Genomic DNA, 20363 nt, shown 5'->3' with positions numbered 1-20363 from the left:
AATCTAACTTAGATTATGGTGTTGAGTTGGTCGTTGTTTAAGTTGTTTTTTAAACTGCAACAGCGTTATTCCATTATACATTTTAAATGCTCTAGCAAGCGCAGACTGATCTGAGTAACCGAGTTGCACTGCGATATCAGTTAACTCTAGCCCCTGATTTAATAGGCGCTCACATTGTGACATCCGCTCTTGCTCAAGTATGCGTTTAAATGATGTTCCGCGATCTTTTAATTGTCGTTGCAAAGTCCTCACCGACAAACATAATTCTGTCGCAATATCTTCAATCTTTGGCGCTTCGTGACGAATACGCAAATACTCAGCAATAATTAAGTGGAGTTGCCGATCAAGACTCGATTGCACGGGTTTTGATGCAATCGCCTCTTCCGCTTGTTGAACCAACAATTGCATAAGTGAAGGATCTGCTTGTTGGGGTTTTAGCTGCAACCCCTGCGTGCGAATTTGAAACTGATATTCAACATGGCTGAACTCTACCTGACAACCATAGAACTTTTGATATTCATACAATGGTGCGATAGCTTCATGCGCCATGATCACTTTATACAGTGGAAAGGTATCATGCACTAATATTTGCTTTGCCAATGAAACCATCATGGCATTCGTCAGCTCATTGATAAAATTATAGTCATCACAAATAAACGGCCAGCTTAAAATCAGTATTTCACCGTTCTGGTGAATCTGCATGGGTGTAATCTCTTCACCATCAATCACCAAGCGGCTAAATCTTAAAATATAGTTCAGTGCTTCCGCCACCGTCTCACTTCGTGTCGCCATATATCCAAGCACACCAAAATGCTCAGGTTTCACATATTGAGCCATTTCAAAAATATAATTGGCGCGATTCAAATAAACCTGCGTGAGAGAGTTAAGTTTTAAGAAAAAAGAATAAGATGATTGCATGGCAATCGGTGCTACCAAAATCTTATTCAGCGTATCAACATCCTGATTTAATGCAGTCTTTATCTCTTTATCGAGCTGTTTCACTTGAATAAATGTTTGCCATAAATGGAAATATCCATTGGGTATTTGAATATCTTTCACGATGCACTATTCCTTTAGGCAAAATTGACTTTATTCATTTTCATTTGTCGTAAAATGTATAAAAAATGGCAAGTACTGTCAAAACAATCAGACCAATGCCATACATACTTAAACGATCTAAAGCGGATGAATGAAAATAAGATGAACGCATTGGTAAAATATCAAGTTGATCCTGTCGTACGCACGAATCTCAATTTCAAGCTCTCAGAAATTCCTCGTTTTTGGTTTGGTGGAGATCCATTCAAAACCCGTATGTTTGATGCATTGAGTCTAACTTTCCCAGACGGAGAGCGCTACTTCATTGAATCAGTTCGATTATTTAGAGATAAAATCAAAGACCCTGAATTACAAAAACGCGTCGCAGATTTTATTCGACAAGAAGCACAGCATGGAATTGCGCATGACAAGATGAATCAGGTCATGAAAGATCAAGGTATGCCTGTCGATCAATTTATTAAGGTTCTTAACAAAATTTTTAAATTCGAACTGACACGTCGTTCACCTCAATATAATATTGCCATGACTGCTGCAGCCGAACACTTAACTGCATTAATGGCTGATACTTTTTATAGTCAAAAAGCAACCCTTGAAGATGCTCACCCCTATGTGCGCGCGCTTTTAGCATGGCATGCTATCGAAGAGATGGAGCATCGTGATGTGGCTTTTGATGTCATGAAACAAGTCGGTGATGTTCCAGAACTTACTCGACAATTTGCTTTGGCATTTACAACTTTCATGATGCTTGGATTTACAACTTATCGTGCCAATATCATGTTGAAGTATGACGGATTTAGTCGTTTAGACCGTTTCAAAATGACCGTCAAAGGACTTCCATGGTTTATCGGTCGAAATGGCATGTTAACGAGAATGAAAGGTCCATACCTAGATTGGTTTAAAAAAGACTTCCATCCAAGCCAACATCCTGTGATTGCCCAATATGATGTATGGGTAAAAACATTAGCCGAGACCAATGATCCAATTCAAGCTGGTGAAGCATTCTGGCAAGCAGCTCGATAGTATTTCTATTACTGGCTAAATCATTTTTATTCGGATGATTTAGCCGACATTACTTACAGTTTTAATCTCCTTCTCTCTTCTTTTGTCCTGTAGAGATAATGACCTTAATGTGATTTTTTTACATACTTGTTCTTTCTGCATAAGTGATAAAAATAAAATGAATGCAATTACCACATACCATCCAGTGATTCGTAAGCACCTTGATTTCCGACTCAACGAAGTACCACGATTTTGGTTTAACAACGATCCTTTTAAAACACGTGTATTTGATGCTTTGAGTTTGACATTTCCAGATGGAGAACGATATTTCATACAGTGTGTCCGACTATTTCAACCGCATATTAAAGATCCTGTCTTAGCCAAACGTGTGAAAGACTTTATTCAACAAGAAGCGCAACACGGTATTGCCCATGACAAAATGAATAAAATTTTAATTGAGCAAGGTATGCCAATTGAAAAATATATTCATCAAGTCAATCAACGTTTCAAACATGCGTTAAAAAGGTATCCTGATCGTTTTAATATTGCGATTACCGCTTCATGCGAACACTTAACCGCTTTAATGGCAACGACCTTTTTCAGTCATAAAAGTACGATGGCCCATGCACATCCTTTTGTCCGTGGTTTATTTGCTTGGCATAGTATTGAAGAAATGGAACATCGCGATGTAGCGTATGATGTCATGACCGAGGTAGCGCAGACTTCAAACCTTACACGTTATACCGCCTTGGTTTTAGTTACGCTTATGATGTTTGGATTTACCATGCAAAGAACACATGGACTTCTCAAACAAGATGGCTTTACTCGAATTGAAAGGTTAAAAATGTTTGCTCAAGGCTTGAAATGGTTGCTTGGAAAAGATGGCATTTTAACGGCAAAAAAACGAGAATATTTAGACTGGTTTAAACCTGATTTCCACCCAAACCAACACCCTATTATTCATCAATACCAAGTTTGGGTTGATACGCTCGCTGAAACTCAAGATCCAATTCAAGCAGGTGAAGCTTTTTGGCAAGCTGCGATATAAAAAAGAATTTAAAAAAGTCCGATCAATCGGACTTTTTTGTTGTTATGACGCCATTACCATTTAGCGTAATGTTGCTCTAATAGTCCATACTCTTGATTAAGCTCAATATGCTGACCATCATCTGAAATAATAAAACCCGTAATTTTAGATTGCCACTGACTGAACTGGCTGCCTACCATTCTAAGATTAAGATTTTCATAACGGCGCCAGCCTGTTTCAATGGTCAATTGTAATTTGTCATCCATAGATCGTATGGTCCACATCTGATCATTTTGCATTTCAAAAAGAACATCCGTCAACGCATAAAGGCGCCCATTAATCCACAAACAGTTTTCATTGCCAAAGCTTTCATTCACGCCAGAGGCAAGATTCAAACCCACACGGTTTCCTTGCGCATCCCAAAAATTAGAAGATAGCCAAAACCAAGCCGTTTCAGGTCTTAAAAAACCGCAAGTATCATCAAGCGAAGCAAAAGTTCGTGAGTTAAATTCAATTTTTTCTTTTTGTTTATTAATGAAATACCCTTCAACGGCCAATGTAGTTAGTTTCTGAGTATAGGTCCAACCATTAATACCAGTAGGACTGCACATCGACAAAGGATCTGTTCCAGCACAAAAGATTCGTGCAGACAGTTTTTCTTCACCATGTTTGATCACTTTGATATAACGAACACCATTGGCATGTTGGATATCGAGTTGGATTTTTCCATGTTGAAAATGGCTATGATTAAATAGTGGCTGTTCATCTAGAACCGTACTGTGTGCCAATACATTAATCGCATTCCACTCGACGACTTGTCCGGTGTTATGGTCATAGATATAGATGAAACCATGTCCCGCCCAAGCGATATCGACGATAGCCATCCCAATGCTGTATTGCTCATGTTGGATACTACAAAACTTAAATTTCTTATATTTAAGTTTTTTTCTCCACCCTTTGAGCACTTTGCCATATGGCGTTTTATAAATATATTTTGAAACAGAAATTGCGCTTGGCAATTCTGTAAAACGCCCATAGCGCGGTTGACCATTTACTTGAATTAAATCCATTGGGACTCAGCCTAATTTCATTCCATGACAATTATAGACTTTAGTCTAAAGTATTTCATTTACTGTGTGACAGCATAGATTAAAGAACCGATACAGACCGCCTCTTTTTTCTTATATATTCAATACTTTGACTACCAGTTCCCTTCACCCAGTGTTTGGCCGATATAATGATATTGTGCCTTGGATCTTGAAAATTTAATTGGACAAGCCAACTGTTTTTCTACCTCATTTGCATCTTTCCTTAGAGGTACATCTACTGTCCAAGCACGTTGTTGAGCCAAATCTGACGTCAGAGCTTCGTCTAGATTTAACACAGGTTCTACACATACGTCTAATTCAGAAAATGTTTTACGCCATACATCAAAACTTTTTTCCTTGATTTTATCAGCGATGGCAGTCTTGACTGCTTTTCGATCTTCAACATCAAATGAAGTTCCTTTTTCCAATAAGATAGGCAGTTCTAATACAGTTGCCAGACCTGTCATAAATTGAGGTTCTAGACTCCCAATTGAGAGATAGCGCCCGTCTTGCGTTTGATAATAGTCATAAAATGTTCCCCCGTTCAGATGTTCATTTTCAGGGTACTGATTCTGCCCACCTGCAAGTACAGCTGCCGCGGCCATATTGTTTAAGGTCACCGCACAATCCGTCATGGAGATATCAATATATTGACCTAAACCGCTTCGTTGCCTTTCAATCACGGCTGTTAAAATGCCGATCACTGCGTGTAAAGAACCGCCTGCGACATCAGCTATTTGAATCCCCATTGGTGGTGGTCCACTTTCCTGCCGACCTGAATGCCCAGCAATCCCTGAGAGCGATACATAATTAATGTCATGTCCCGCTTTATCTTTATAAGGACCTGTTTGCCCATATCCTGTTATTGAACAATAAATCAAACGTGGGTTTATTTCAGATAAAGTTTGATAGTCGAGTCCTAAACGTCGCATCACTTCAGGACGGAACTGCTCAATGACGATATCGTATTCTGAAATTTTTGATTTAATGAGTTCAATACTCTGACTATCTTTTAAATCTAGAGCAATCGACTGCTTGTTGCGATTCAAATAACTGTGCGCCGTGGCTTGACCATTTGCATAAGGTGGCAACATTCTGACCAGGTCTGGTCGATTTGGTGACTCTATATGGACCACCTCTGCCCCTAGATCTGCTAAGTACAAGGTCGCAAAGGGTCCGGGTAATAATGTGGAAAAATCTAAAACTTTCAATCCCTTTAATGCAGCTGTCATTGTTATTTTCACCAAGAATATGTTGATTTTTCACCCATAATAGAAATATAAAACAAGATTAACAATGTCATGTTCAGCCATTTACCTTGATCATTTCGGCAATTTATGATGTAAAAGAGCAATTACTCTAGTGATAATTGCCAATTAAATTATTTTTTGTGTCATTTAGGTCAAGTAGCAGTGAACATCAAAGAGACTGAAGGATTTAACATGAGTCGCGATACGATAAGTATCCATTTTGTGAATGCAGCCCTGACTGGGGTAAAACGTCTAGGGATGGATGTTGACACTTTACTTTCACATGTCGGCATTGAAGCTGAACTACTCCGCCAACCTAAAGCACGTATTTCTCCTGAGCAGTACACACGCTTTGTTAAAATGCTGTGGATGGTCACCCAAGATGAACACGTTGGTTTTGATATCCAGCCACGTCGCTTAGGGACCTTTGCGATCATGTGTCAATTGATCATACATGCCAAAACTTTAGGTGATGCGCTTGAGTTATCATCGCAGTTCTACAAGTTATTTGGTGATGAGTGGTCTGTGACTTTAGAGCGCGATAAGCATGAAGCACGCTTAGTTCCACTCATTCCAAAAACAATGGATCCTGACCATTTCATTACTGAAAGTATGCTCATGATCTGGCATGGTTTGGCATCGTGGCTCATTGAGCGTCGTATCCCGTTAGAGCGTGTACATTTTTCATATCCACGCCCACAACATGCAGATGAATATGATGCGTTATTTTTTGCGCCAGTAATCCAATTTGATTCAGCTCGTACTGAAATCACATTTGCTGCAGACTACTTAGATCTTCCAATTCGCCAAGATGAAAACACCTTGGAAGAGTTTCTAAAAGGTGCTCCAGCGAAACTGTTGGTGAAATTCAAAAATACCAATTCACTCACATCACGTATTCGTGAAGTATTGAAGAGCCAAATTGGTGAAGAAATGCCAACATTAAATGATGTTGCAGCCATGCTTTATTTATCACCACAGACGCTTCGCCGTCGCTTAGCTGCTGAAGGTAAGAGCTATCAAGGTGTGAAAGATGCTTTGCGTCGAGACGCCGCAATTCACTTACTTTTAAACCCATCTTTAACTTTAGAAGATGTGGCACAACAAGTCGGCTTTAGTGAAACCAGTACCTTCCACCGAGCATTTAAGAAGTGGACAGGGGTAACACCAGGACTGTATCGTCAATTACATGGTTATCATTAATTTATTCAAACATAAAAAAAGTCTGACATTGTTCAGGCTTTCTTTACATATGGATTTAAGTGCTTATTTATTTTGCAAAAATATTCAAGTTGAAATTAAACTATTCGGAATATTTAAAGGAATAATAAGATGACACTTACTACAATCCTGAAATCAATTTTGATTGGAATAGCAATTTATTTTTACAGTGTAAAATCGCACAGCTCTCGACCTCAAGCTGATATACAGTACACTTATAATATTGTCGGAGAAAATGCATATCAAAAAAATTTACTTAAAATAGCTGGTCAAAAAAAGCTGTATCTAAATTTCATGAATGTACTGCTCATGTTCTGTCAGAACCATTTAACCAATACGATCCAAATGCAATCAAAGTTGAAATCAACGGATTAACAGTTGGCTATTTAAGTAAATTAGAAGCAGAAAAGCTGAAAGGACAGATTATCAATAAAAAAGTACCCGCTGTAATTAACGGTGGTTGGTATGTTAATAAAGATGATGAAGGCTCTTATGGTGTAAAGCTTGCCATATCATACGCCAAAGATTTGATATAGAAAAATTATAATCTAAGCATTCGCTTTATGAATTTTTAACATTCATTAAAAAACTTCTCATTTCGCAATCTAAAACACTTAATTTTTCAGTGACCAAAAATATCAAACGACTCATCCGTTCTCGTCATTGCACAATCACATAGATCATCTACACTCAAAACACCATAACAATTTCAACCTATAAAAAAGGAACTATTATGAGCGAGGCTTATATCATTGATGCCATTCGCACACCACGCGGAAAAGGAAAAAAAGATGGTTCTTTACATGAAGTAAAACCAATCACATTACTCACAACGCTGTTAAATGAACTTCAAACTCGCCATCAACTCGATACTTCTAAAGTCGATGACATCGTACTGGGTTGTGTAACTCCAATTGGTGATCAAGGCGGTGATATCGCTAAAACTGCTGCAATTGCTGCAGGCTGGAATGATGATGTAGCAGGCGTTCAAATCAACCGTTTTTGTGCTTCAGGACTAGAAGCTGTCAATCTTGCTGCACAGAAAGTTCGTTCAGGCTGGGAAGATGTTGTCGTTGCAGGTGGTGTAGAGTCAATGTCGCGTATTCCAATGGGCTCCGATGGTGGACCATGGGCACTCGATCCAGAAACAAACCTGAAATCTACGTTTGTTCCACAAGGGATTGGTGCTGATTTAATCGCAACTTTAGATGGCTACTCTCGTGCTGATGTAGATGCTTTTGCTGCAGATTCACAAAAAAAAGCAGCAGCGGCTCAAGCGAATGGTTACTTCAATAAATCAGTTGTACCAGTAAAAGATAAAGCTGGCGTTGTCGTTTTAGATAAAGACGAGTTCATCAAACCAACAACTACCGTTGAAGGCTTAGCCAAATTAAATCCAAGCTTTGAAATGATGGGCGGTATGGGATTTGATGCAGTCGCATTACAAAAATATCCAGAAGCTCAGAAGATTAATCACGTTCACCATGCAGGAAACTCTTCAGGCATTGTAGACGGCGCTGCTGTTGTTCTACTTGCATCTGAAAAAGCGGTTCAAGAACAAGGCTTAAAACCACGTGCCAAAGTATTAGCAACTGCGCTTGTCGGAACTGATCCAACAATCATGTTAACTGGTCCAGCACCTGCGGCACGCAAAGCTTTGGAAAAAGCTGGCTTAACCATTGATGATATCGATTTATTTGAAGTGAACGAGGCGTTTGCGGCTGTAGTAATGCGCTTTATTAATGAACTCAATGTCGATCCTGCAAAAGTCAATGTAAATGGTGGTGCAATTGCAATGGGTCATCCACTCGGTGCGACAGGTGCCATGATTTTAGGTACGTTGCTCGATGAACTTGAACGTCAGGGTAAAAAACGTGGCTTGGCTACACTATGTGTAGGTGGTGGTATGGGTATCGCAACGATCATTGAATTGGTATAAGGAGAATAATAATGAGTGCAATTCAATTTGAAAAAAATGCTGATGGCATTGTTATTCTCACCTTAGACTCACCTAATCAGTCTGCCAATACCATGAATGCAGATTTCCGAGTTGCTTTGGAAGAGACGGTAACAAAACTGAAAGCCGAATCTGGCATTACAGGTATCATTTTTAAATCTGCAAAGAAGACCTTTTTTGCAGGCGGTGATTTGGATGAGTTGATTCAAGCTCAACCAGAACATGCCACTGAATTCTTTGGCATGATCCAAAAAATGAAAGCAGAATTCCGCTATATTGAAACCTTGGGTGTACCTGTTGTCGCTGCATTAAATGGAACAGCTCTCGGTGGCGGTTGGGAAATCGCATTAGGCTGTCATGCTCGTATTGCATTAAATGATCCTAAAGCGAAATTTGGTTTACCTGAAGTTACCTTAGGATTGTTACCAGGTGGCGGTGGTATCGTGCGTATGGTGCGACTGCTCGGCTTACAGAATGCTTTTCCTTTCCTGATGGAAGGCAAACAATTTGGTGTAGAAAAAGCAAAATCTCTAGGCTTAATTCAAGATACGGCTGATTCTGAACAAGAGCTCATGGATAAAGCAATTGCTTGGGTTAAAGCAAATCCAAAATCTCAACAACCATTTGATGTTAAAGGATACAAAATTCCAGGTGGTACGCCATCATCACCTCAAGTGGCTCAAGTCCTTGCGATTGCACCAGCGATGCTGCGTGATAAAACAAAAGGTTGCTATCCAGCCCCTGAAGCCATTATGTCTGCTGCCGTTGAAGGTGCTCAGGTAGATGTTGATACTGCATTAACTATTGAGTCTCGCTATTTTACGTATCTGGCAACTGGTCAAGTTGCGAAAAACATGATTGGTACTTTCTGGCATGGACTGAATGCAATCAAATCAGGTGAAAGCCGCCCTAAAGAGCCTGCAAAATGGCAAGCGACCAAAGTAGGTGTTTTAGGCGCTGGAATGATGGGGGCTGGCATTGCCTACTCGACAGCGGTTAAGGGGATTCAAGTCGTCCTTAAAGATGTATCGATTGAAAATGCGGAAAAAGGTAAGGCATATAGTCAAAAACTGTTAGATAAACGTGTTTCACAAGGTCGAATGACTGCTGAAAAGCGCGAACAAATTTTATCTCTCATTACCCCTACAGCGAATGCATCTGATCTACAAGGCTGTGATTTAATCATTGAAGCTGTATTCGAAAATCAAGAACTCAAAGCCAAAGTAACTCAAGAAGCTGAGCAATATTTGGTTGACGGCGGTGTGATGGCTTCTAATACATCCACCTTACCGATCACAGGTCTTGCAACAGCAAGTAAAGATGCGAAAAACTTTATTGGACTGCATTTCTTTAGCCCTGTTGATAAAATGCAGTTGGTTGAAATTATTAAAGGTAAAGAGACTTCAGCTGAGACACTAGCTAAAGCCTATGATTATGTTCAACAAATTGGAAAAACACCTATCGTTGTGAATGATAGTCGTGGTTTCTTCACCAGCCGCGTATTTGGTACTTTTGTCAACGAAGGTTTGCGTTTACTGGCTGAGGGAGTACATCCAGCCAAAATTGAAATGGCTGCTTTAAAAGCAGGTATGCCAGTCGGTCCATTAGCAATCCAAGATGAAGTCGCATTAACCTTGTCTGAGCATGTGACCAACGAAACGCGTAAAGCGCTTCAGGCTGAAGGCAAAGATTTACCACACTCCCCTGCTGAAGATGTTTTAAAGCAAATGATCCATGAGTTTGGGCGTAAAGGCAAAGCTGCTGGTGCTGGTTTTTATGAATATCCTGAAAGTGGTAAAAAATACCTTTGGGATGGTTTAAACCATTGGACGAAAGAGACTGATATTTCTGAGCAAGAAATGATTGATCGCTTCTTGTTTGTGCAATCTTTAGATACCTTACGTTGTCTTGAAGAGGGTGTTTTAGAGTCTGTCATTGATGGAAATATCGGTTCTATTTTTGGCATAGGATTCGCCCCTTGGACTGGCGGCGCTTTACAGTTCCTCAATCAATATGGACTCGCACAAGCGCTTGAGCGCGCGAATCAGCTTGAAGCGAAGTATGGTGAGCGTTTTAAAGCACCTCAACTCCTCAAGGACAAAGTTCAGTCTGGTCAGTCGATTTGATTGATATAAACTAAAAACCTCTCTTCGGAGAGGTTTTTCAATCTAAAGTAACTGGAAATCCCTTAAAAGTCTTAATCTCTTTGAGCGTAAACATGCTCTGCATTTCCTTGATACCAGGGAGTCTTCTAATTGTTTTCATAGCAAAATCTGCATAAGTATCGAGATCTCGAGACACAACTTGAAGCAAAAAATCTGCATCTCCGCCAATACTATAACAAGCGACTACGTTATCTAACTCTTGAACCTTTTCTTCAAATTTTTTGGCTTCAACTTCACTATGTCTATCAATTGACACTCGTATAAAGACCATTACACCCAAATTAATTTTTCTTCTATCAAGGTTAACACCATATCCTTTGATAATTTTTTCGTCTTCTAATCGTTTAACACGACGCCAACATGGTGATGGAGAAATACCGACTTGTTCCGCCAGTATTTGATTGGTCACTCGTGAATCTTGTTGAAGTAGTCTTAAAATTTTTTTGTCAAATCTATCAAAGTTCATAATGAAAATTTTAACCTTTTTTATTTTATTTATAGAAAGGATATACCTCAATCAATAGAAAAGGCAAACGAAAACGATCACTTTGTGCTTTGTATTTGATTGAAAATGTTCTTACCTTCACAAAAAAACAAGATATCCATGTTTGTAGAACAAAACTTTTGCACTTATCTTTTAGCTCTGACTATTGCTGCCGCTGTACCCGGGCCAGGTATGATCACAATTCTAATTAATACAATTAAAAATACCAAAATGCATGGCTGGTTTACTCTATTTGGATTAATCACAGGTGATTTCTTATATTTAACCTTATCTCTTATCTTTATTAAATTTCTTCACCAATTTATAGATCCTAAAATTATTCAGATCATTATCATGATTGGTGCATTTTATTTACTATACATAGCAATACAAATTTGGGCATCCAATATCCGTGAAATGAACCAAAATCATTTCAAATTTTCACCAACAAATAAAAAAATTTACAAAACCTCCTATGGACAAGGCCTACTTGTCACAATGAGCAATCCTAAAACGATGACGTTTTACATTGCACTATTACCCCCATTTCTTTCCGCTAATACCATGTTCAGCTTAGAGCAGATCTTTAGTGTATATGTCGCGACGATGTTCGTCTTAGTTTTGATTGGAGGACTGTATATTTCTTTGGCTATCATCATTATGAAATATTTATGTTCTCAAAGAAAAATGGATATCATTATGAAATTATTAGCATCAATTATGGCATTTATATCACTAAGCCTGATCTATTCGAACATTTCAGCTTTTACATAGTGATCATTAAAATATGCTTATAAATACAACAATATTTTGTTGTGAACATTTCTATATTTCTATTCTGTGTTATAAAGTAACATATTCTCAGATTCATTTTACCCAACTTGGTATAGCATTATGACTGATCATTCTTCACCAGAAAAATCTCCTTGGGGTTGGAAAGCGCTAATTATCGCGATCATTTTAAGTATTATATTTATGGTGATTTTCTATGTAGCCATTGAAAATGAACCTGACTATATGCCAAGTAAACAACGAACAGAAACCAGTGAACATCATGCATTCAAAGCATCACCTGTGATGTCTGAAGAAGCAGCAGCAAAAATCGAAGCCAACAAAGCTGCTCAAGCTAGTGCAACTGGACACAATATGACTGAAGAAGAACACGCAGCAATGGGCGAACACAGTCATACACATGATGGTGAATCAAGTTCACATAGTCATTGATTTTGTGATGAAAAAACGGAGCATTGGCTCCGTTTTTTTATTCAAGCTGCATCGTCATATAAACATGAGGAATACCACAATCTAAGTATTCCTTACCTTGGGGCTCAAACCCTAAACGTTGATAAAATGGTAATGCATGAACTTGAGCAGAAAGATTCAAGGTTGGTCGCTTTTCCCTTTGAGCAAACTCAATTATAAATTTCATGAGCTCAAACCCAACACCTTTTCCTCGATAAGCCTTTATGACTGCTACCCTTCCAATACTATGGTTTTGAAGTAGTCGAGCCGTGGCGATTGCCTCACCTTCATGGAAAACAACGAAATGAATCGATGTCTCATCTTCCATATCCCATTCGTCTTCAGGTGAAATTTGTTGTTCCAGAATAAATACTTGCTCTCGTATCTGCATCGCGTAGCACTTTAATTGCGACCATGAACCTACTTGAACATCGAAGACATTACTCATGTGTTAATTCCCAAAGGTGTGTTAGCACTTTTCACCAATATTTTGTTGCTCCCACTCTCCTTTTAGAAGCAACTCTAATGAGTGCTTTTGAATACCATACATATTTTTTAATGCAATTATTTGATCTAACACTTGCTGATCTGGTGCGTTCAAATCTTTGCGCTTGGTGGCTAAAATCATTTTATTTTTGCTGGTATGTTCCAAAGCCACAAATTCAAAAACTTTAGTCTCGTAACCATAGGCTTTTAACAATAGCGCTCGAATTGTATCTGTCAGCATTTCAGCTTGTTGCCCCTCATGAATACCAAACTGCAACATTGGTTTTAATACAGAGGGACTTTGCATTTGAGGTCTCAACTCTTTGTGGCAGCACGGCGCGCACATAATCATTTGCGCATTCAATCGAATACCGGTATGAATCGCAAAATCAGTTGCTACATCACAGGCATGCAACGCAATCATGACATCGAGTTTTTCAGGCGAGTAAGTTCGTACATCTCCTTGGAAAAAATCTAAATGCTTAAAATCTGATTTACGGGCAACATCTTGACAGAATTGAACCATTTTCTCGTTCAGTTCCACACCTGTAACATAAGGATTATAATCATTTTTTTGTAAGTAGTCATACAGTGCAAAGGTGAGATAACCTTTACCTGAGCCAAAATCGACAACGTTGAGCTGCTGATCAACTTGAATTTGGTTTAATGCGCCTGAGCAAATCTCAACAAATTTATTAATCTGTTTCCACTTACGCGCCATGCTTGGAATAATTTGTTCTTTTTGATCCGTAATACCCAACGGTTGAAGAAAATAACTTTCTTGCTCAACAAAACGGTGTTTTTGACGGTCGTGTGATTTTTCAATGATCTTGGAGACTGAAGCCTTTTTACTTTGAGTTAAGATGGCTTTTTTCTTATTTTTCTTGAGCTGTAACTCGCTGTCCAATGTAAAAAGATTGGCTTGTTTGCATTCACTGACTAATTTACTCACCAACGAATCAGCTTCATCAATTGGAAAATTTTTGGTCACATCTTGAGTTTTAAAGCGATACAGAACATTCAGCATCCATTCATCTTGTAGTCGAATCATGCGTAAAGTCATCTTTTCTAAAGCTTCGATCTCACCTTGATATTGGCTCAGAATCATACGATCAAAACGCTGAGAAGCTAATGCTTGATGAAATGCTTCAAGAAATTGTTGCTCTTGCGGGGTGGAAGATGCCGAAACGGTCATAAACAGTGCCAAAAAAAGAAATGCTATTAAATTTTAATGCGTCTTACGCGAAAAGCAAAATTCAATTACGATACAGATGTATAATTAAATGTGTAAGTGAACAATGAAAGCATCTCCTGCTTCGTATGATCCATTAGAAGAAAAAATTAATTTCATCAGTCATGCCATTGGTGCTGTCTTGGCCGTCATCGGTGCCATTTTATTGATTATAAAAGGTGCTGCTTATCCTATGGCACAATGGATCGGGCTTTGGGTCTATGGACTTAGTTTAGTTCTACTCTTTACGGCGTCTAGTCTTTATCATTTTGCGGAAACACCTGAGCGTCGGGGTTGGTTTAAAAAATTGGACCACACGGCTATTTATTATCTCATCGCAGGAACATACACGCCTTTTCTATCTATAGCTTTACCAACGCAAAAAGCTCACTATTTATTAATTGCACTTTGGGTAATTGCGGCGATTGGCACTTTATTTAAATTGGTATTTATTCACCATTTTCAAAAAATATCGCTTTTTGCCTATCTCGCAATGGGATGGTTAGCATTACTTGTGATCGATGATATGCGCACATATTTATCTGATCAAAGTTTAACCTTCCTTATTGTTGGTGGTCTTGCTTACACCATAGGCGCATTGTTTTATGCCTTAAAAAAGGTAAGATACACTCACGCTATCTGGCATATTTTTGTATTGATAGGTGCAGGATCACATTTCCTGTCTATTTATCTTTACGTGCTATAACCACTTTAACTACATCGTCTAGCAACCCTAACACCGTAGAGCAAGCTGGTATTTCGTATTTTTTTAAGAAATTACGCCTTTTTTAAAAAGATTACGCTATTAAATCTAAGTTTTTTATTTTTAGTAAGTGTAAGGTCTCTCATGGCGTCTAATACAGCATCACAACAAGCTCAGCCCGCAAACTCTAAAACTCGGGTATTAACTGCAAGCCTCGTTGGTACAACCATCGAGTTCTTCGATTTTTATATTTACGCAACAGCTGCGGTCATAATTTTCCCCTACTTGTTCTTTCCAACAAGCACAGATCCTATGACAGCAACGATTCAATCATTAGCAACTTTTGCAATCGCATTCATCGCACGTCCTATCGGCGCCGCACTATTCGGTCATTTGGGAGATCGAATCGGTCGTAAAGCAACCTTAGTGGCAGCCTTGCTAACCATGGGACTTTCTACCGTTGCGATTGGTTTACTTCCAACCTATGCGCAAATTGGCATTGTGGCACCCTTACTTTTAGCTTTGTGCCGATTAGGTCAGGGCTTAGGTTTAGGTGGCGAATGGTCAGGTGCTGTTCTACTCGCAACTGAAAATGCGCCAGAAGGCAAACGTGCTTGGTACGGTATGTTCCCTCAACTTGGTGCACCTATCGGCTTCATCCTTGCCACAGGCTCTTTCCTTACGCTTGGGGCATTCATGAGTGAAGAAGCATTCATGTCATGGGGATGGCGTATTCCATTTATTTCAAGTGCCTTATTGGTGATTGTAGGCTTGTGGATTCGCTTAAAGTTGCATGAAACGCCAGCATTCCAAAACGTGCTTGATAAACAAAAAGAAGTGAATGTTCCTTTTGTACAAGTTTTTAAAAAGCATTCAAAAATGCTTGTACTCGGAACGATTGCAGCCATTTGTACTTTCGTAGTTTTTTACTTAACCACTGTATTTGCTTTGCAATGGGGTACAAAACAATTAGGTTACTCTCGTGAAGAGTTCCTACAACTTCAGTTGGTTGCAACGCTTTGTTTTGCAGCATTTATTCCCCTTTCTGCAATTTTTGCGGAAAAGTTCGGTCGTAAAACCACTTCGATCGCGGTGTGTTTAATTTCTGCTATTTTTGGTATTTTCTTTGCGGACATGTTGGAGTCAGGAAGCACACTGATTGTGTTCTTATTCTTATGTATTGGTCTTGCGATTATGGGCTTAACCTATGGTCCAATCGGTACAGTACTTTCAGAAATCTTCCCGACATCGGTGCGTTATACTGGTTCGGCGTTAACATTTAACCTTGCTGGTATTTTTGGTGCATCTTTCGCACCTTTGATTGCAACGAAATTGGCAACTGAATATGGTTTGTCTGCAGTAGGCTATTATTTGACGGCTGCATCAATCCTTTCGCTGATTGCTTTCCTCATGATTCGCGAAACGAAACATGATGATGTGAATAATCAAATTTGATGCTTTCAGCTAATAAAAAAACCGGCTTAAGCCGGTTTTTTTATTAGCTGAGCTCAATGATATCAATCATCGGTGGTACTCTGAATCTGAATGGGACACCTACCATGCCAGTACCTACGGACACATAAACATTGGCATGTTCATGCTTATATAAACCACGTTTATGACCCAAGATAGACACTTTTTTCATGATGTAATCTGTCAACCACGGAAGCTCCACTTGTCCCCCATGAGTATGCCCTGACAACATCAACGGATGAGTTGGCAATTTTGGCACCATATCCACCGTATCCGGATTATGTGACAGAATTAACCACGGCTTATCTTGTGGTAAATCAGGCATATCCCGCATGTCAGCCTTACCTGCCCACAAATCCCCCACACCAATCAATCTAAACTCATCAAACTCAACAATCTTACCTTCAATATCCATCACCTGATTTGAAGCTAGCGCATCTTTTAATAATGCCTGAATCGGTGGACCTGGATATTGCTCATCATGATTACCATTCACAGAATAGACAGGCGCTTGAATTTCTCTTAATACTCGGAGCTCTTCTGCCAGCTTATTTTCTGGTTCATAGGTCCAATCACCTGCCACAACCACTAAATCTGGTTGAGCTTGATTAATCTTATTCACGATAATTTTCAGTTGTCTTTCATGCCCAGAAAACAATCCAATATGTAAGTCTGCAATTAATGCCACTTTAATCGGATGTTTAAAGGGTTGCGCCGAACTTAACTTGTAACTCAGGTTATTCACTACTACACGATGTGGCTCAATGAAACGTGCATAAATCAATACACTGCTCAACAAGAAAATAAACACACCTTCATGCAATGAAAATATACCTTGCCAAGTAGCAAAAATACTAAAAAACCACAACGGAACAAGTAAATAAGAAAGATAAAATGCCAAGAGATGAACAAAGGCTTTAAATGGATGTATGGTTTCAGTTCGAGATTGGCTCATCCATGCTTGCGTGACTCCCCAAATAGCGAAGAGCGAGAAAATAATATAGAACGCAGCAAGGATGTTATTTGTTGTCCACATATTCAATCTCTTTCATTAAATCAGACGAATAATCTGAGTGGTTCATTTATCTTTTAAATGGTGCTCTTTATACTTTAGCACATTGAGTTCAAAGAATAGATTATGCAAGCAAATCACATGGAAAAGAATCAATCTCAACAATTGAATCGCCAAAAGAAAACATCTTTTAAAATGCGCTTCATCATGAGTTCATGTTTGATTCTTGCTTTACCCGCATGCTCAACTTTACCCACTCAACAAGCTGTTGCACCTCAATATGCGTATGACATCGACACTCATGACACTTCATTGGCGCAAATTGTCGAACCTTTGAAAATTAAGAATCCTGAATTAACAGGTTTTCATGTTTTATATGATCCAATCGAAGCGATAGCTGCACGTTTTCAATTAATTGAGAAAGCCGAAAAAACACTCGACCTTCAATATTACATTTGGGATAACGACCGTGTAGGTGCATTGGCTCTTTATAAAATCATTCAAGCTGCTGATCGTGGTGTAAAAGTCAGATTGTTAATGGATGACAATAACGCTAAGACGATGGAAAGTATTTATCTCGCGCTGGATCAACATCAAAACATTGACGTAAAGTTATTCAATCCTTATAAATTCCGACGCCTTAGACCCGTTGATATGATTTTGGATCTGAAACGTATCAATCGACGGATGCACAACAAAACGTTTACAGCTGACAATCAAATTACCCTGATTGGCGGCCGAAATATGAGTAATCAATACTACAATGTCAGTGACCGATATCAATTTTCAGATGTTGATGTCATGCTTGTCGGTCATGCAGTAAGTGATATTACACACTCATTTGATGAGTACTGGAATCATGAATATGCCTATCCAGTTAAAAATATTGTCAATCATCAACAATATACATTGCGCTATGAAGGTTTAAAACAGCAACTGCAAGAGCACTTTGATGATGGTGCTGTACGTAGTTATGTTGAAATTACTCGTGAATCTCATGATTTTGATCGTTGGCTCAATCAAGAAATTAAGCTGGATTGGGTGAAAGCAGAAGTCATCAAAGATTCTCCTGAAAAAATCAAAGCGAAAGCTAAGAAAGAAGAACATCTCAACTTTCAACTGGTTGAACGCTTAGAGAAACCAGAAAAAAGTGTCGATATCATTTCCGCTTACTTCGTTCCTGAACGCAAGGGTGAGCAACGCTTAAGTGCGATCGCACAAGATGGCGTTAAAGTTCGCGTACTGACCAACTCTTTTAAAGCCAATGATGTTGCGCTTGTACATGCATTTTATGCGAAATATCGTCAGGATTTACTGCAAAACGGCGTAGAGTTATATGAGTTCCTCCCTGCTTTGCCAGAAGAATTCCAAAATAAAAATAATATTGAAATTTCTAAGCAGTCCAAAGTGAGCCTTAAAGGGCTGAGTCGCTCAAGCCTGCATGCAAAAATGATGGCTTTGGATGATAAGCAAGTATTTATCGGATCATTTAATTTTGATCCACGTTCAGCCAATTTAAATACTGAAATTGGCGTCATTTTAAACAGCCAGCCCCTAGCGCAAGCTGTCCATAAAACCATGGATCAGAACCTAAAAAAATATGCCTATAAATTAGTTCTAGATTCACAAAATAATATTAATTGGAAACAAGCGACACCTGAAGGTATTAAAATCTATACCAAAGAACCAAAAATGAAATGGTGGCAAAAAGCAAGCTTGAAAGTTATCTCGTGGTTGCCAATAGAAGGATTCATGTAAAAAGCAGGGATCATCATGATCCCTGCTTTGCTTCTACTGATTAAGCTTTGAGTACTTTTTGATGTAATACTTCCAATCCTTCCTGCATTCTGAGTTGCACTTCTCTCGTTAAGCTTTCAACTGTATGTCCAGTAACATCAATCGTGGGCAAAGCTGTTAAATGTGCAACGACTTGAGGCATTTCCAATACTGCTTTGAGATGCGCTGTAAATCCAATATTTCCGATAAAGGGAGCAACCTGATCTAACTCCCCCTCTTGATTGACATAACAGATTAAACAAACTTGCACTGGTTTTTGAGCCTCGATAGCTGCAGCTAAAAGTCTTCCATGCACTTTTTTGACTTTAGTTCCATCAGTCGTGGTTGCTTCTGGAAAAAATAAGACAGGAATATTTTGCTTCAAAAATTCTGTGATTTGCTCTTTAATACGGACCGAATCTCCTGAACCTCGGTTAATGAACAGTGTTCCACCACCCTTGGCAAGTTTCCCAAAAATCGGCCAATTTTCAATTTCTGCTTTTGCTAAGAAAAATACACGCGCACTCGAACCTAATACAGGAATATCTAACCAAGAGATATGATTGCTCACCCATAATGCGGGTTCACGAGGAATGTTGCCATGTACTTGTAAATCGATATTAAAAACTTTGCATAAGCGACGGCAAAAATGTTGTACATAGCGAGTATTGTTTGGATTATTCGGATTTTTATACATTTGATGCCTAAAAATTAAATAAAACCCTTCAGTGACAGCAGCAGTACCTGAGATGATTTTTTGGCTATATAGCGCTGTTTTTGAAAATAAATTGAGTTTTTTAGGCTTTAATGTTGTCATAAATTATTTCACTAAATAATAACAGGCGTTATCCACTATAGCTCCATTCTATACTGAGCTCACCAGAGATGCATTGATTATAAAAACCGTATACATAGATTTGAAAATTCAATTTCAATTCAAATACCCAATAAAATATAATTTTTAAATCGAATTTATAGATTTAAAAATTATGCAAACTACAACTCAATCACCATCAAATCAAGTCATTCCCATCTGGTCGGCACTCTTCTCATTGGCATCAATTGTCGGTGGCGTCTTTTTATTTATGCTGGCGTTTATACTTATGTTCAAAACTGCTTTAGGTTAATTTAAATCTATTTCCCTCAATTGTTCAATTTCCTCTACACTAGAGTTTTGATGTGGAGTATTAGCT

General features: G+C 38.7%; 19 protein-coding genes. 11 read left to right on the top strand and 8 right to left on the bottom strand.

What is annotated here, in order from left to right; all coding sequences use genetic code 11:
* Positions 1-3 precede the first annotated feature (3 nt).
* Positions 4-1059 (bottom strand): AraC family transcriptional regulator, encoded by a 1056-nt coding sequence (locus BMW42_RS13425; protein ID WP_035267928.1) that lies wholly within the window; start codon positions 1057-1059, stop codon positions 4-6.
* 141 nt (positions 1060-1200) lie between these two features.
* Here BMW42_RS13425 and BMW42_RS13420 point away from each other — a divergent pair, with 141 nt between their 5' ends.
* Both BMW42_RS13420 and BMW42_RS13415 read left to right on the top strand, forming a co-directional pair.
* Positions 1201-2076 carry a metal-dependent hydrolase gene (locus BMW42_RS13420; protein WP_035267930.1) on the top strand — a complete coding sequence of 292 codons (876 nt, stop codon included), beginning with the start codon at positions 1201-1203 and terminating at the stop codon, positions 2074-2076.
* A gap of 157 nt (positions 2077-2233) precedes the next feature.
* Positions 2234-3103, top strand: coding sequence for a metal-dependent hydrolase (locus BMW42_RS13415; protein WP_092768529.1), 870 nt, complete (start codon positions 2234-2236; stop codon positions 3101-3103).
* A 53-nt stretch (positions 3104-3156) separates the two neighbouring features.
* Here BMW42_RS13415 and BMW42_RS13410 read toward each other — a convergent pair whose 3' ends face one another.
* Both BMW42_RS13410 and BMW42_RS13405 read right to left on the bottom strand, forming a co-directional pair.
* Entirely contained in the window at positions 3157-4152 is a 996-nt protein-coding gene (locus tag BMW42_RS13410; RefSeq protein WP_092768527.1) for a DUF2804 domain-containing protein, read from the bottom strand.
* Positions 4153-4283: 131 nt separating this feature from the next.
* On the bottom strand, positions 4284-5402 hold the full coding sequence (locus tag BMW42_RS13405) for a CaiB/BaiF CoA transferase family protein (protein ID WP_092768525.1): 1119 nt from the start codon (positions 5400-5402) through the stop codon (positions 4284-4286).
* 210 nt (positions 5403-5612) lie between these two features.
* Here BMW42_RS13405 and BMW42_RS13400 point away from each other — a divergent pair, with 210 nt between their 5' ends.
* The 4 genes from BMW42_RS13400 (at position 5613) to BMW42_RS13385 (ending at position 10724) form a co-directional block, all read left to right on the top strand.
* Positions 5613-6623 (top strand): AraC family transcriptional regulator, encoded by a 1011-nt coding sequence (locus BMW42_RS13400; protein ID WP_092768523.1) that lies wholly within the window; start codon positions 5613-5615, stop codon positions 6621-6623.
* Between the two features lie 129 nt (positions 6624-6752).
* On the top strand, positions 6753-7016 hold the full coding sequence (locus BMW42_RS14885) for a hypothetical protein (protein WP_228143134.1): 264 nt from the start codon (positions 6753-6755) through the stop codon (positions 7014-7016).
* Positions 7017-7374: 358 nt separating this feature from the next.
* A complete protein-coding gene (locus BMW42_RS13390) occupies positions 7375-8580 on the top strand; it encodes an acetyl-CoA C-acetyltransferase (protein WP_035267939.1) in 1206 nt (401 codons plus the stop codon).
* Between the two features lie 11 nt (positions 8581-8591).
* Entirely contained in the window at positions 8592-10724 is a 2133-nt protein-coding gene (locus BMW42_RS13385; protein ID WP_092768521.1) for a 3-hydroxyacyl-CoA dehydrogenase NAD-binding domain-containing protein, read from the top strand.
* A gap of 37 nt (positions 10725-10761) precedes the next feature.
* On the opposite strand, the gene BMW42_RS13380 is transcribed toward BMW42_RS13385, so the two are convergent.
* Entirely contained in the window at positions 10762-11229 is a 468-nt protein-coding gene (locus BMW42_RS13380) for an Lrp/AsnC family transcriptional regulator (protein ID WP_092768519.1), read from the bottom strand.
* Between the two features lie 138 nt (positions 11230-11367).
* Here BMW42_RS13380 and BMW42_RS13375 point away from each other — a divergent pair, with 138 nt between their 5' ends.
* Together BMW42_RS13375 and BMW42_RS13370 are read left to right on the top strand one after the other, a co-directional pair.
* Complete coding sequence (locus BMW42_RS13375) at positions 11368-12021, top strand: LysE family translocator (RefSeq protein WP_171260736.1); 654 nt, start codon at positions 11368-11370, stop codon at positions 12019-12021.
* Between the two features lie 120 nt (positions 12022-12141).
* A complete protein-coding gene (locus tag BMW42_RS13370; protein WP_092768515.1) occupies positions 12142-12471 on the top strand; it encodes a hypothetical protein in 330 nt (109 codons plus the stop codon).
* A 37-nt stretch (positions 12472-12508) separates the two neighbouring features.
* On the opposite strand, the gene BMW42_RS13365 is transcribed toward BMW42_RS13370, so the two are convergent.
* Both BMW42_RS13365 and BMW42_RS13360 read right to left on the bottom strand, forming a co-directional pair.
* Positions 12509-12937, bottom strand: coding sequence for a GNAT family N-acetyltransferase (locus BMW42_RS13365; RefSeq protein ID WP_092768513.1), 429 nt, complete (start codon positions 12935-12937; stop codon positions 12509-12511).
* A gap of 21 nt (positions 12938-12958) precedes the next feature.
* Positions 12959-14170: a class I SAM-dependent methyltransferase gene (locus BMW42_RS13360; RefSeq protein WP_092768511.1), complete on the bottom strand. Its 1212-nt coding sequence runs from the start codon at positions 14168-14170 to the stop codon at positions 12959-12961.
* A 103-nt stretch (positions 14171-14273) separates the two neighbouring features.
* Here BMW42_RS13360 and trhA point away from each other — a divergent pair, with 103 nt between their 5' ends.
* Together trhA and BMW42_RS13350 are read left to right on the top strand one after the other, a co-directional pair.
* Positions 14274-14912: a PAQR family membrane homeostasis protein TrhA gene (gene trhA / locus BMW42_RS13355; RefSeq protein WP_092768508.1), complete on the top strand. Its 639-nt coding sequence runs from the start codon at positions 14274-14276 to the stop codon at positions 14910-14912.
* Between the two features lie 141 nt (positions 14913-15053).
* Positions 15054-16364: an MFS transporter gene (locus BMW42_RS13350; protein WP_092768506.1), complete on the top strand. Its 1311-nt coding sequence runs from the start codon at positions 15054-15056 to the stop codon at positions 16362-16364.
* 43 nt (positions 16365-16407) lie between these two features.
* Here the strand turns inward: BMW42_RS13350 and BMW42_RS13345 are convergent, their stop codons facing one another.
* Positions 16408-17418 carry a metallophosphoesterase gene (locus BMW42_RS13345; RefSeq protein ID WP_035270000.1) on the bottom strand — a complete coding sequence of 337 codons (1011 nt, stop codon included), beginning with the start codon at positions 17416-17418 and terminating at the stop codon, positions 16408-16410.
* A gap of 171 nt (positions 17419-17589) precedes the next feature.
* Between BMW42_RS13345 and BMW42_RS13340 the strand changes: the two genes are divergently transcribed.
* Positions 17590-19152, top strand: coding sequence for a phospholipase D family protein (locus tag BMW42_RS13340; protein WP_228143135.1), 1563 nt, complete (start codon positions 17590-17592; stop codon positions 19150-19152).
* Positions 19153-19192: 40 nt separating this feature from the next.
* Here the strand turns inward: BMW42_RS13340 and BMW42_RS13335 are convergent, their stop codons facing one another.
* Positions 19193-19987 (bottom strand): lysophospholipid acyltransferase family protein, encoded by a 795-nt coding sequence (locus tag BMW42_RS13335; RefSeq protein WP_092768504.1) that lies wholly within the window; start codon positions 19985-19987, stop codon positions 19193-19195.
* Positions 19988-20363: the final 376 nt, after the last annotated feature.

The organism is Acinetobacter sp. DSM 11652, from assembly GCF_900109815.1.
Lineage (GTDB): Bacteria > Pseudomonadota > Gammaproteobacteria > Pseudomonadales > Moraxellaceae > Acinetobacter.
Note: the sequence above shows the minus strand (reverse complement) of the source record. Positions and strands in the feature narration are given on the sequence as shown.